Annotated in this window: 15 protein-coding genes; 11 read left to right on the forward strand and 4 right to left on the reverse strand. The window is 44.8% G+C overall.

Features of this window, described 5'->3' with window-relative positions; translation table 11 throughout:
- Positions 1-287: 287 nt before the first annotated feature.
- Together BV494_RS09135 and BV494_RS09140 are read left to right on the forward strand one after the other, a co-directional pair.
- On the forward strand, positions 288-545 hold the full coding sequence (locus BV494_RS09135; protein WP_104922592.1) for a DUF1883 domain-containing protein: 258 nt from the start codon (positions 288-290) through the stop codon (positions 543-545).
- A 361-nt stretch (positions 546-906) separates the two neighbouring features.
- Positions 907-2,088, forward strand: a complete 1,182-nt coding sequence (locus tag BV494_RS09140) for a M20 aminoacylase family protein (protein WP_104922593.1) — start codon at positions 907-909, stop codon at positions 2,086-2,088.
- 271 nt (positions 2,089-2,359) lie between these two features.
- On the opposite strand, the gene adhP is transcribed toward BV494_RS09140, so the two are convergent.
- Positions 2,360-3,373: an alcohol dehydrogenase AdhP gene (gene adhP / locus BV494_RS09145; RefSeq protein WP_104922594.1), complete on the reverse strand. Its 1,014-nt coding sequence runs from the start codon at positions 3,371-3,373 to the stop codon at positions 2,360-2,362.
- A 263-nt stretch (positions 3,374-3,636) separates the two neighbouring features.
- Here adhP and BV494_RS09150 point away from each other — a divergent pair, with 263 nt between their 5' ends.
- Positions 3,637-4,245 (forward strand): phosphatase PAP2 family protein, encoded by a 609-nt coding sequence (locus tag BV494_RS09150; RefSeq protein WP_104924758.1) that lies wholly within the window; start codon positions 3,637-3,639, stop codon positions 4,243-4,245.
- 486 nt (positions 4,246-4,731) lie between these two features.
- Here the strand turns inward: BV494_RS09150 and BV494_RS09155 are convergent, their stop codons facing one another.
- From BV494_RS09155 to BV494_RS09165, 3 genes are all read right to left on the reverse strand, one after another.
- Positions 4,732-5,394, reverse strand: coding sequence for an HNH endonuclease (locus BV494_RS09155; protein ID WP_104922595.1), 663 nt, complete (start codon positions 5,392-5,394; stop codon positions 4,732-4,734).
- Complete coding sequence (locus BV494_RS09160) at positions 5,387-6,643, reverse strand: AAA family ATPase (RefSeq protein ID WP_104922596.1); 1,257 nt, start codon at positions 6,641-6,643, stop codon at positions 5,387-5,389. The genes BV494_RS09155 and BV494_RS09160 overlap by 8 nt, the downstream gene beginning before the upstream one ends.
- A gap of 116 nt (positions 6,644-6,759) precedes the next feature.
- A complete protein-coding gene (locus tag BV494_RS09165) occupies positions 6,760-7,626 on the reverse strand; it encodes a helix-turn-helix domain-containing protein (protein ID WP_104922597.1) in 867 nt (288 codons plus the stop codon).
- A 114-nt stretch (positions 7,627-7,740) separates the two neighbouring features.
- On the opposite strand from BV494_RS09165, the gene BV494_RS09170 reads away from it, so the two are divergent.
- The 8 genes from BV494_RS09170 to BV494_RS25835 all read left to right on the forward strand — a co-directional run bounded on the left by BV494_RS09170 (position 7,741) and on the right by BV494_RS25835 (position 12,386).
- Positions 7,741-8,157, forward strand: coding sequence for a hypothetical protein (locus BV494_RS09170; RefSeq protein WP_104922598.1), 417 nt, complete (start codon positions 7,741-7,743; stop codon positions 8,155-8,157).
- Positions 8,158-8,188: 31 nt separating this feature from the next.
- Positions 8,189-8,695, forward strand: a complete 507-nt coding sequence (locus BV494_RS09175; protein WP_104922599.1) for a phage regulatory CII family protein — start codon at positions 8,189-8,191, stop codon at positions 8,693-8,695.
- Positions 8,696-8,697: 2 nt separating this feature from the next.
- Positions 8,698-8,868, forward strand: a complete 171-nt coding sequence (locus tag BV494_RS25830; RefSeq protein ID WP_192938108.1) for a phage filamentation protein Fil family protein — start codon at positions 8,698-8,700, stop codon at positions 8,866-8,868.
- A gap of 7 nt (positions 8,869-8,875) precedes the next feature.
- The gene (gene repB, locus BV494_RS09180) at positions 8,876-9,178 is read left to right on the forward strand and encodes a phage replication protein B (protein ID WP_104922600.1); all 303 of its coding nucleotides are present in this window, start codon (positions 8,876-8,878) and stop codon (positions 9,176-9,178) included.
- A 64-nt stretch (positions 9,179-9,242) separates the two neighbouring features.
- Complete coding sequence (locus BV494_RS26075) at positions 9,243-9,521, forward strand: DUF2732 family protein (protein WP_226790056.1); 279 nt, start codon at positions 9,243-9,245, stop codon at positions 9,519-9,521.
- A gap of 2 nt (positions 9,522-9,523) precedes the next feature.
- Positions 9,524-9,748, forward strand: coding sequence for a TraR/DksA C4-type zinc finger protein (locus tag BV494_RS09190; protein ID WP_104922601.1), 225 nt, complete (start codon positions 9,524-9,526; stop codon positions 9,746-9,748).
- A gap of 79 nt (positions 9,749-9,827) precedes the next feature.
- Positions 9,828-12,077 carry a replication endonuclease gene (locus tag BV494_RS09195; protein WP_104922602.1) on the forward strand — a complete coding sequence of 750 codons (2,250 nt, stop codon included), beginning with the start codon at positions 9,828-9,830 and terminating at the stop codon, positions 12,075-12,077.
- A gap of 141 nt (positions 12,078-12,218) precedes the next feature.
- On the forward strand, positions 12,219-12,386 hold the full coding sequence (locus BV494_RS25835; protein ID WP_165498002.1) for a hypothetical protein: 168 nt from the start codon (positions 12,219-12,221) through the stop codon (positions 12,384-12,386).
- The last annotated feature ends 90 nt before the right edge of the window (positions 12,387-12,476 follow it).

The following is a 12,476-nucleotide window of genomic DNA, read 5'->3' on the forward strand; positions in this document are numbered from 1 at the left end:
TTACCATCCAAAAAAATTTCCCACCGGTTATTAACCGCGCAACTACATTTACGCTGCATCAGCAAAAGTATGATCGTTTTCATTTACAGATGTATGACTGGCGAATAATTAATCTCCAAAAGAATCTAACAAGTTTTGATTAAAGTCATTATTCCCCCTGCTTTAGTCTGGTTTTATAGGGTAAAGAGCGTTATGTGACCAAAATCACTCCCGGTCTGGGTGGCGTAAAACCAGGTTGTGTTCGGTTACAGCGTATTTCAGGTACTTTATCTTCATTGGGGAAAGTCATGCCTATCGTTCGAGCCAGATTGAGTCTGTTTGGTGGCGACACCGTCGTCATTCGTTGTTCAGAAAAATGCCACATCCATCTGATGTGTGAAAATGATATTGAGCGAAATGGACGTCACTCAGGTTTCGGCGATATTTTGATGGTTAACGATCAGAATACAGCCTACGTTGGCATCCCTTATAAAGGGACCTGGAATGTGCTGATCGATTCCCAATGTGATTCTCTGGAGCATTCCATTAGCTACATGCCTGCATAATCCTGATTATCTCCTCTTTGACACTCTTACTCTCTTGAGACGTCGTATCAGGCGGATGCATAACATTTGCCTGATATTTCTGAACATTGCCTGTTCCGTTACACGCAACACAACGGTATAGGCATGCCGCCAAACCGTCCAGAGTCAAAATCATTAATTGCGTAACATCGCGTAAAAACTTTAGCTTGTTACATCAATTACATATCGTGATTGAATTGAACATTCCATAATTTTAAAAACTCAGTTTTTACTCTTATTAATTGATTGCCAGCCAGGTTTTCACATTGCATTCTGTTCCCTGCAATGACGTGGCACCGGTCATCCAGGCCGGATATCTTCCAGGCAAAAACAGATCCTCATAATGAATAATAAATCATTTTGCACCATCGCTGACGTGGCCGACCTTATTCCTGGGCTGCGTGAAGTTCGTCAACACCTGCATCAGAATCCTGAACTTTCCAATGAAGAATCTGATACCGCCGCTTTAGTCGCCGATAAACTTCGGGCACTGGGCTATCAAGTGACCTCTGGCGTCGGCGGTCACGGAGTTATCGGATCAATGACACTGGGAACAGGCAAACGCAGCATCGGCATTCGTGCAGATATGGACGCCCTGCCCATCACTGAAATGACGGGAGTTAGCTATGCAAGTCAGTTGCCGGGCAAAATGCACGCCTGCGGCCATGATGGACATACCGCAATGCTTCTGGGAGCCGCCGGGCAACTGGCGCGCAGTAAAAATTTCTCAGGCACAGTGAACCTGATTTTCCAACCCGCTGAAGAAATTGGTTTCAACAGTGGCGCAGAGCGTATGCTGGCCGAACAGCTATTCGAGCGCTTCCCTTGCGACGCCGTCTACGGTCTTCATAATCATCCCGGCTACCCGATCGGGAAGATGATGTTCCGCTCAGGCCCGTTTATGGCAGCCTGCGATACAGTAAATATCACTGTTCACGGCAAAGGCGGGCATGCCGCACGCCCTCATATGACTGTTGATCCGATTCTGGTCGCCAGCAGCCTCGTTGTGGCGCTGCAATCCATTATTTCCCGTAATATCGATCCCAATGAAACTGCCGTTATCACCATCGGCTCATTACATTCAGGGCATGCCTCCAACGTGATCCCGGAAACTGCGCGCCTTGAAATGAGCGTCCGTTCATTCGATGCAGGAGTACGCAAAATACTGGAAGAGCGTATCCGTACGCTGGTATCTAACCATGCCGCGGGCTATGGCGCGCGCGCTGAAATTGAATATGTACCGGGATATCCGGTGCTGGTTAATCATGATAAGGAAACGGCGTTCGCACTGGAGGTGGCAAAAGAGCTGATCGGTGCAGATAATGTGGTTGAAAATCTTGCGCCTATTTCCGGCAGTGAGGATTTTGCGTATTTCCTGCAACAAAAACCCGGCTGTTTCCTGCGCCTCGGAAATGGCGATAGCGCCGTACTGCACAACCCCGCCTACAACTTTAATGACGAAAGCCTGAGTTTCGGTGTCGCATACTGGACGCGTCTCGTTGAGCGTTATTTAACTGATGAATAACCAACCGGACTGTTACATGTTGCAGAATAAACTTACTTAGGTTTGACATAAATCGACACTGAGTTTGTTACCTTTATTTCCGAGGAAAACATTTCTTCTCCTGTGTCCACTATGAACTGTCCTTCATAGTGTGTAAGACCCTCGCATTACCCCTTTCAGCCCGCCCCGAGCGGGCTTTTTTTTATTCGCAGATTAGCCAGCATTATCTTGATAACATGCCGTGAGTGACGCCGGAGTGTTTGTCGTAAGCGTCACCCATCTGATGGAAATTTTACTTGTGAGTAAAATCGATCACCATTCTGCCTTTAATTTTGCCCTGTTCCATTTCGTGGAAAATAGCATTGATATCACCCAATGGACGTTTAGTGACTTTGGGTACAACTTTACCTTCAGCGGCAAACTGGAATGCTTCCGCAAGATCTTCACGAGTCCCTACCAGTGAACCTACAACCTGAATGCCATCCAGCACCAGACGAGGAATATTCAGGCTCATGGATTCAGGAGGCAGGCCGACAGCGACGATACGGCCACCGGCACGCATGGCGTCAACCGCAGAGTTAAATGCCGATTTCGCTGTGGCCGTAACAACAGCAGCGTGAGCACCCCCCACTTTTTCCTGAATGATTTTTGCTGCATCTTCTTTCAGCATATTGATGGTCAGATCTGCGCCCATTTCAGCGGCAAATTCCAGTTGAAGATCGTTCACATCGATAGCGATAACCTTGGCATTGAACACATTCTTAGCATACTGCAACGCCAGATTGCCCAGACCACCCAGACCATAAATAGCAATCCATTTACCTGGTTGAATGCCTGAAACCTTGACCGCTTTATAGGTTGTCACACCCGCGCACGTCACGCTGCTGGCGGCGGCAGATTCCAAACCGTCCGGGACTTTCACCGCATAATCAGCTGAAACGATACATTCCTCTGCCATACCGCCATCAGCGGTATACCCCGCATTTATAACCTGACGACAGAGTGTTTCATTACCGGTGGTACAGTATTCGCAATGCCCGCAGCCTTTGAAGAACCAGGCGACGCTCGCACGATCACCCACTTTCAGCGCTGTGACGCCCGGACCAATTTTCTTAACGATACCAATGCCTTCATGGCCCAGTATCACGCCAGTTTTGTCACCAAAATCCCCATTTTTTACATGTAAATCCGTATGACAAACACCACAGCACTCCATCTGTAAAAGTGCTTCACCATGCTCTAATGCACGAAGAGTTTTCTCAACGACATCAACAGAATGGTCTTTATTGACAACAGCAGCTTTCATTTCCCTTTCCTCTCATTGTGGCGGAATATCAAAGTTAAAACTGTCACTCTATAACTGCAATACAAATAATAACTATTTCAGAAAATACAATACATTATGAATGTATTCTCAGTTTGGCAAATTGTGCAATCCCCCCACAAACCGGGATACAGTCCTAAAATAATCCCCGGTCAGATAATATTGTTCGTTCGAGAACGCCCTGCTGATACACTTTCCTATTGATTTTTCGAAAGAATTTATTATTGATCGTCGAGGGCTACATCTTGCTTTGGAATCTCCTGACCTATTTTGGCGACAGCATGCTCATATTGCCCACCGGATTAACCCTCGCGTTGTTTATCGTATGGAAGGTTAAAAGCCCCGCCACAGCGTTAACCTGGCTGATTACTCTTGGGATCTCTGGCCTAACGGTGAGCATCTCAAAGCTGTTGTTTCTCGCCTGGGGGATTGGCAGCAGTACATTTAATTTTACAGGCTTTAGCGGACATACCACGATGTCCGCCACTTTATGGCCAGTGATGTTCTGGTTAATAGGCCAACGCTTTCAACCTGACAGACGCAAGTTGATGGTTACTGTTGGGTATATTATTGCCTTCATGGTGGGTATCAGCCGGCTCGCATTGCATGTTCATTCAGTGAGCGAAGTGGTCTCAGGGTTTATTCTCGGGAGTATCTGCAGTGGAATCTTTTTATATACGCAACGCGACTGCGACATGCGCTATTTCACATTCACTCCTTTGGTTTTCCTGCTTATTCTTCCTCTGTCCCTGATGAGTTATGGCAAGAAAGCACCGACGCAACAACTGATCGAACAGATCGCCTCACAAATCACAGGCAAACAACCCTGGACGCGGGCAAAACTGCTTGAATAAGTGGCGAAATCCACTGGGAAAAGGCTGTTGCTATCAGAGCTGATTTGCAGTTATGGAAGAAGCAGGAGGAGATGCAACTTACTGATTTAAAAAACAGGCAAAAAAAAGACCGAATACTAATTAAACCAATATTAATCAATGGATTAAAAACTAGTTGGCGACATAATGGCGACAGTTCCCCCCATCTGACGCGTAATCAGCTTTTTGTGATGAACCAATTTGCGTTGATTTAATCCGCACGCTTGAAGCCTGATAAGCCCGCTTCATTCTCCAAGCCGCCTTTGATGTTTCAAGAAGCAGTTAAATTTCTGAAGCGGACGTTGATGAAATCAGGTTGCATTAGCTGTCATATAGTTGAAAGATACGCAACTTTGTCTAATAGCTTTTCTCAAAATGGCATCGTACTTCCAAGGCAGTTTAAGTGACTGTTGTGAGGATTTTTATTACAAATAAATTAATATTGATGCGGGATTTAACCCACTATTTTTATTTAAGAATAGCTATTATTCTACTCTCCATTTGATTGATTGTACATTTAACCATAGCTGAATACTCCGCAGATTGACTAGCTTCATTTGTTATTAAATCATCGTAGATAATTCTTCGAGTCGCTAGGGGGATAGTAGAATCGAGAATATTTTGGATTATTAGAAGTATCTTTTCAATTCTTTCCTTTCTTTGCTCGATTAACTCTGTCCTGTTTAATTTCAATATTTTCTCAGTTGACAAACCTTTGCTATCAAGTCCAAAAACAAGTGGGCCTGCAAACATCAATATGTTCTCTGGGTGTCCAACATACGGATCCTGAATGTCAAGCATGAGAGGATCTAAATTAGATTTGTTCTGATTACAAACCTCACAAGCTAATGTTAGATTTACCCATTCAAATCTTTTTGACTCATCTAAAGACTTAGGATAAATATGTTCAATATCACCATGATGTATATGCCGCAACTTACTCTCGCAATAAGCGCACTTCCCATATGTTTCTTTAACTATCTGTTCTTTAATTTCTTTATGATTGTACCTTGACTTTAAGTAAGTAGTTGATTCAATATTATTAGAAATGTTTGCCAAATGTATTTTGGTCCATTCAGCACCATTATCAGTAAGCACTTTAGGCTCAGTAAGCTTAGTTAACTTAATCATGATAATTATTACCCATGATATTACTCAAAGCCTCAGGGTAAAATTCACTTAAACCAACGACTTCTAATTCCTGACGTAATTCCTCTAACCTATCAGCAGTTATTTTTTCTCCTGAAAATCCAGCACAAATACGTTGAAGTTCATCATCAGCCCACTGAGGTATCGTAACAGGAACACCTAGAACCTCCCTAAGAATTTTATTTGCTGTTGCGGCCTTTTGTCTTAAATCCAACTGAAAAGAATTAACTTTTTTCAGATCATTAACTGCATCATATTGCAACGCGTATACGTTCGATTCTTTTATTGAAGATATTATAAATGGGCTATGAGTAACAACTATAAACTGCACGTTTGGAAAGGCAGAGACCAAATTATTAAGTAAAGTTCTTTGCATAGCAGGATGAAGATGATTCTCAGGCTCATCAATAACAACGGTAAATAAATCAATATCTTGTGCGTATAAAAGTATTTGCCATGCAATATCAATTAATGCCATTATCCCACCAGAAGTGGAGTCTAATATGAAATCCCCCGATTTAGTTTCAAGCACTACGTTGGGCATTTCAATTTTAATATTTTTGAAACCTATTTCAGCAGGCAGTAATTTTTTCAATATATCAATGAATCCAAGGAATGTATTTTCTATCTTTTCGTTTTTCTTAACAAAACTATTTCCTATACCGAATGATGCCATTGAAATTAAGGACTCTTTCATCATCGTAATTGGGCTACCATTGAAGGATTTATCTTCAAGATGCTGTTTGTAAGCACTAGTGTGTTTTTTATAAGAATCATAAGGATTGATAACCGTAGCAGGGATACTCGTCACTTCGGAGTAACTATTTGAAGCACGATGGGAATGTATGAACACCCCTTTTATTTGATTGTTTTTATTTTCAACATTTATCTCATATTCTATTTTATTAAGATTTTTATTAATAGAAAGAGTTGATTTCTCATCATCTGAATATGTTATGCATCCTATTTCATGTATACTACCCCCATGTGTTCCATCACTTTTACTAATTCCATCGTCATGGTTTTTAAATACATACTCATCAATTTTTTCATCATAAGTAGGAACAGCCAAGAATTTATGACTCCACTCCAAATGCTGTGCTAAAATTTTCAGTATTGTCGATTTCCCTGAACCGTTAGCCCCTGTAATGATTGTCACTCTCTCATGAAAATCAATATCAATTAAATTAAACTGACGCCAGTTAGATAAATAAATTTTTTTAAATTTCATTTTAAGCCTCTTTACTTTTAAATAAAAATAACACTTTATCATTGTGCAATAGCCAATGTATAAAATTATATCCATCTATAGCGCTCATAGAAACTGATACGCTTTAACCACCACGGCTATATGTAATTTTTTAATAGGGCTACAACTAAACCTTTTGCTATAACTTCATTAGTTGAACACTCAAATTCGCCATCTTGACCGATAACGCGCAATTTACTCCCTGGACGCCTAGAAACCGCGTACACGTCTAAAATACCATCAATGTCTAACAGCCATGAGCCATTCGATATTTCGCTAATACCCATTTCAATCAACCACGCTGATTTACCACTTCGCACAAAGTTCAAGTTATTAAGGTTGACACCATCTGGAACGAACGTCTCATCGATATAGCAAAAACCATCCTCATCAAGTTTCCCGGCCAGGAGTAATTTCTTGCTGATCATTGGTATTCCCGAGGCGGCAGTTTCCACTTGCGAGGCTATGCCCATTTCGCCCGTAGCTAACCATTCGAGGGAGGCACCGGTGTCCAATGCACAGGTAATCACAACGTCGCCAGGAAAGTATTCTCTACGAACCCATGTACTAATCGTTCCTGTAGAAATCTCTAAATATTCACTTAATTCTTTTTGAGTCGTGAAACCGTAAGCGTCCAAAATTCGTTTAAGAACTGACTTCCCACCTGCAGATAACATTTTTTTTAACAATGTTTTACCGCTGTCTGTTCTCGCACTTTTTGAGATATTAGTATTTTTTAGATTTGCATTTGCAAATAAACCAGTTACTAGCCACTTTAGGTCTGCACCAGTGTCTAATGCGCATTTGATGATAGCGTTGCCGGGAACGCTTCCCCTCTGCACCCAGGCACTGACGTTGCCAGGAGAGATTTCCAGACACACAGCCAGCTCTTTCTGTGTTGAGACGCCATAAGAGGAAGATAAACGATCAAGTACTTCCGACGCATTAGGTTTAGATTCAGACATTGCCCACCTGAAAAATACAAAAGCATTTTACAAATCTAAGTTTGTATTCTAAAGTGACAACACACCACATGTTACACAGTAGAACTCAAACTGCTCAAAGGGAGATTTTGCTTTATGTCTGACCAGAATGCAATTCAAGTGGCCATTGATAAGAAAGCCGTTTCTAAGGAACTGTTAAACTCTGTTGTTTCCCAACTCCTGCCTGCATTGGAGTCAGCCCTATCTGCAACCATCGTGAACTCAATAAGTTTGCAACTGACTACGCTCGCCAATTCCCCAACAATTTCTAAAAAAGATTTTGCTGCAATTAACGGCATCAGCTCCGCTGTCCTCGAAAAGTGGATCGCTAACGGCGTTGTCCTGCTTGCACCGACGCCTTCGACCACTATCACCCAGCAACGCAAAAACCGAAAAACAGGTCAAATGCAAACTGTTGTAATGGAACGTCATGGCAATGCCCTGATCAATCTTGAGGCCTGGCGTGAAAAAAACCGTCAGCAAGCCATCAAGTGCCGCTACATAAATCGTTGAGTCAGATTATTCAAACTAGCAGGGACTAACAATGTTTGATTATCGCGTTTCCAAACACGCTCACTTTGACGATGCATGTAAGGCATTTGTGAATCGTCATAACCTTACCGAACTTGCCGCGCTGATGGGAACTAAACCCCAAATCCTGCGCAATAAGTTTAATCCTGAGCAACCTCATAAACTTACCTGTGAGGAAGTTCTTTTAATCACTGATCTGACTGAGGACGCAACTCTTCTCGATGGCATGCTTGCACAGATAAATTGCCTGCCGTCAGTACCGGTCAATGAAATTGCTACTTCTAATCTTTCAACCTACGCACTACAGGCAACTGCCGCCGTAGGTTCTATTGCAGCTGATGCAGTGAAAGGTGGTGCGGTCAGTTCTCAGCGTCGAATGTCCTTACTCGAAGGTGTAAATGCCGGTATTCGCCATCTATCGCTGATCGGTTTAGTTGTTCAAGGCCGAGTACAGGCATCGCCTGCCCTGGCATCCGCAGTTGGTGCTATTGCAAGCGTCACGACAAATGGGCTGATGTGACTATGGCTGTTTCTATCGCTCCATTTTTAAAACAGCAAAGTCCATCTCGCCATTTCGGCCATGGTTGCATTGAATTACCAGGCGGAAAGCGTTGGAACCCTTCAATGTCACAAGCCACTGCCCCGCAGGCCGTGAGAAATCCAAAACCGCTTTTAAAGCGTCTGTTTAGTTGAGGTGATTATGTCTTTAGTGAATGAAGAACATATTCAAATAGGCAAGAAGCATCTTTCCAGAATTAAAGAGATGTTTGATTTCAGAAAGAATGTAGCGCAGGAAACATTTGATACTCAACCGCTGCACATGCGTAGAACAATCTGTTTTCATGCTGGCTTATCTCGCCGCCATCTTGAGATGAAGTTTGCTGAATTAACGCCGACGGAAAGGCATCAAGTAGTTGCGGCGCTAAATTCTTTGCTTGGTTTAACTGAATCACTGCCCAAATTTATCAGTGATGATGATTGCAAGATAAATATTAAACACTAACCCGTATTCAAACTAATTGGCGTCAACTCGCCGGGCATTCGTTTGCCCAAAAAAGGAGTTCTGCATGAAAAATATGATTGATAACACCCGTCAGAATATTGTTGGTTTTCCAGTTATGGGCATCGATTTAGCTTCACCAGAACGCGATTACACATCAGTTCTTGATTTGTCGTTGATGCTCGACACTGCTCGTAATGAAGAACGCGCTAATAGAGCGGTGGTGTTTGCCGGTCGCCTTGAAGCGATTGCCAGTTTCATTCTCAAACGTGAAATGACAGGAATTGAAGCTGCTGAAGCACTCCGCATCGAAGCTAACCGAATTCAAAGTGAAGCGGAAGCGTAACTATGGCTGATGTACTTGACGCCGCCCAGGAGCGCGCTGATCTCGTCCTTTCCGCCCAAATCCAAGCCGCCCGCGCAACTGTTGCAGGCGTTTCAGCAATGTTCTGCATCGCGTGTAATCGTCCGATACCAGAGGAACGCCGTGCAGCTCTGCCAGGTGTTGAGCTTTGTGTCTACTGCAAAGAACTCGCCGAGTTGAACGCCAGACATTACAGAGGAAACAAGTGATCGTTTTCTCAGTGGCATTACTCATCCTGGCCTGTATTAACGCTGGCTATCTGGTCATTGATATCAAAGACGGTATGTAATGCAGACCAGCCGTTTTACCCCTCAGATTAAAACGCCCGAAGTCTGGGCGTTTCCCTGGAACAAACCACGCCAGGCCGTTTCTGGCCTGGAAAGACCGCTTACCCGTGATGAATACGATCAGGGGCAAGCTGTTTTAATCAGAGTAAAAAACCTCTCTACGGATCTGCGGGAAATTTTCACAGGCCGCCATGCGTATCTGCTGAAAACGCAGGGCATTCACGCCGCAAATAAATATCTGGTTTATACCCTTGGTCGCAGCATTCTTCCCCGCGTCGAAGCGGTTAATGCCGCTCATGCGATGAATGTTAAAGCCTCCATGAAATTCATGTCTGAGGCAGACACTTATCACAACCTGCCGAGCATGAGCGATAAACCGCTGCGCCGGTTCGCCCAGGACATTGTCGGACAGCTGAAAGAAATCTATGAAGACCGTTGTGATCAGCTTCTTGCTCAATACAACGGGGATAATTCGATTCTTTTTGAGAGTGATACCCAGTGCGAGCTGTACTGCGAAATTGCCGGTATGGCACAGGCTTTCAATGTCACGCCGATGTATTGGACAAGGTATTGCAAAGATAAACTGGATGCTGTTTCCGCTATCGCTGCCATGTCGCGCCTGGTCAATCCAGACTGGTGGTTACTCCAGTTGAAAGGTCAGCGCACCCGCTGGCGTGAATCTTTACTGATCGCCATCGGCAAAGTGAACCGTGACGCTTCCCCGTACGCCAGTAAGCAGGCTATTCGTGAAGTGCGCGCGCGCCGTCTTTCCAATCTCGACTATCTCAAAAGCTGCGACCTGGAAAACATCGAAACCGGCGAGCGTTTCAGTCTGATCGACAAAGTAATGGCGAGTATTTCTAACCCTGAAATCCGCCGTATGGAGCTAATGAGCACGATCGCCGGCACTGAAAAATATGCTGCTGCAAATGGCGACGTCGGGATGTTCCTGACCATCACCACCCCTTCCAAATATCACCCGACCCGCATGGTTGGCAAGGGCGATAAAAAACGCGTTCAGCGAAATCACGCCTGGGACAAAGAAGCCTATACCCCGAAAGATGCGCAGCGTTATTTGTGCGGGATCTGGAGCAAGATGCGCACCGCGTTCAAGGATAGCGGCCTGTCAGTTTATGGTATGCGCGTTGTCGAACCCCACCACGACGCGACGCCGCACTGGCACATGATGTTATTCACCAAGCCAGCTATGCGTCAGCCGGTGATCGATATCATGCGTAAATACGCTATGAAAAAAGATGGTGACGAGCGCGGCGCTGCTAAAAATCGCTTTGACTGTAAGCACCTGAACCGTGGCGGCGCGGCGGGCTATATCGCCAAATACATCGCAAAGAACATCGACGGCTACGCGCTGGAAGGCGAGCGCGACCACGAAACTGGCGAGCTGCTGACAGATTCTGCTGCTGCTGTCACCGCCTGGGCTGCTACCTGGCGGATCCCCCAGTTTCATCCTATCGGCCTGCCTACAATGGGTTCATACCGTGAGTGCCGCCGCATCCGTTCCATCAATTTGACTGAAACCTTTGACGAAGAAGTGGAAGCCGTTCGCGCTGCTGCTGATGCCGGTGACTTTATGGCGTACATGTCAGCCCAGGGCGGCGCGAATGTGCCTCGCGACGATCAGACTGTGCGTGTAGCCCGCCGAGTTGCTGACGAACTGAACGCCTACGATGAAGAAGTGAAAAAGGTTGTGGGTATTTTTGCGCCTCACCTCGGCGATTCCCGCGTTTATGAAACCCGTACAACACAATGGCGCATCGTTTCTTCTGCCGTTAACGTTGAGGTTTTGACCTCCAAAAGCGCCTCCGGCGCGCCTCGGAGTCCTGTCAATAACTGTGGGTTAGGTGGAAAGAAACAGGCTACAAATTGGCGTGATAGCCAGGCTGGGAGCGCGCCTACAGCGTCTAATTCTGACAACCTGCGAGTTATTGACTGGACAGACACAGCCGCCGTGAGGGCGATTGTGGCGCGTATACGAGAGGAAACACCGAGAGTCAGCAAGGCGCAGCGAGGTTTTGACCCAACAAAGGGGCGCGATGTTGCTCCATCTGCAAGATTGACGCCTGAAGAACGGGCGCGATTGCCTCAGATTGAACAGGAATTGCTTAAAAACGATATCAAAGCTCAAAGATGGGAGCTGGAAGCATTAACCCGGGGAGCCAAAATCAGTTTTGGTGATGTTGTGATCCATCATCCCCCTCTTATGGACTGGCAGGAATTTTATGACGACTAAGATTGTTTAAACATTCATCTAAGCTATTGGTTAAAATTTAACATTCAGTTTTTATTGGAATTTGTTAAGAAATGGTAATATTATACTGTATAAATAAACAGTGCATTGGAGTGAGTAATGGAATCCTCTCATGAGCTAAAGATGGCTTTGATAAAAATCCGGCTTATGGCTGACATCGCACAGTCAGGCCAGTGCAGAAATGATGAGTACGCACTGGTGATGGAAATGATCTCTGATATGGCAGATAGCGTTCTGGATGAAGAAGACACGCCGTCAGTGCCATTCTCTGTTTACGACGATGAAGAATAGCCAGGAACGCGGGCGATCTCACTTTAATAGCTCTGCATGCAGTGAGTGCATGATTTTGCATTGTGATCGCCCTGCTCTTTTCTCCCCGCG

The sequence above is a fragment of the Rahnella sikkimica genome (assembly GCF_002951615.1).
GTDB classification, from domain to species: domain Bacteria; phylum Pseudomonadota; class Gammaproteobacteria; order Enterobacterales; family Enterobacteriaceae; genus Rahnella; species Rahnella sikkimica.

Coding starts and splice junctions, on each gene's coding strand:
- BV494_RS09165 (WP_104922597.1), bottom strand. CDS start 7,626: ATGTCTGAATCTAAACCTAATGCGTCGGAAGTACTTGATCGTTTATCT.
- adhP (WP_104922594.1), bottom strand. CDS start 3,373: ATGAAAGCTGCTGTTGTCAATAAAGACCATTCTGTTGATGTCGTTGAG.
- BV494_RS09195 (WP_104922602.1), top strand. CDS start 9,828: ATGCAGACCAGCCGTTTTACCCCTCAGATTAAAACGCCCGAAGTCTGG.
- repB (WP_104922600.1), top strand. CDS start 8,876: ATGTCTTTAGTGAATGAAGAACATATTCAAATAGGCAAGAAGCATCTT.
- BV494_RS09190 (WP_104922601.1), top strand. CDS start 9,524: ATGGCTGATGTACTTGACGCCGCCCAGGAGCGCGCTGATCTCGTCCTT.
- BV494_RS25835 (WP_165498002.1), top strand. CDS start 12,219: ATGGCTTTGATAAAAATCCGGCTTATGGCTGACATCGCACAGTCAGGC.
- BV494_RS09170 (WP_104922598.1), top strand. CDS start 7,741: ATGTCTGACCAGAATGCAATTCAAGTGGCCATTGATAAGAAAGCCGTT.
- BV494_RS09175 (WP_104922599.1), top strand. CDS start 8,189: ATGTTTGATTATCGCGTTTCCAAACACGCTCACTTTGACGATGCATGT.
- BV494_RS09140 (WP_104922593.1), top strand. CDS start 907: ATGAATAATAAATCATTTTGCACCATCGCTGACGTGGCCGACCTTATT.
- BV494_RS09155 (WP_104922595.1), bottom strand. CDS start 5,394: ATGATTAAGTTAACTAAGCTTACTGAGCCTAAAGTGCTTACTGATAAT.
- BV494_RS25830 (WP_192938108.1), top strand. CDS start 8,698: ATGGCTGTTTCTATCGCTCCATTTTTAAAACAGCAAAGTCCATCTCGC.
- BV494_RS09160 (WP_104922596.1), bottom strand. CDS start 6,643: ATGAAATTTAAAAAAATTTATTTATCTAACTGGCGTCAGTTTAATTTA.
- BV494_RS26075 (WP_226790056.1), top strand. CDS start 9,243: ATGAAAAATATGATTGATAACACCCGTCAGAATATTGTTGGTTTTCCA.
- BV494_RS09135 (WP_104922592.1), top strand. CDS start 288: ATGCCTATCGTTCGAGCCAGATTGAGTCTGTTTGGTGGCGACACCGTC.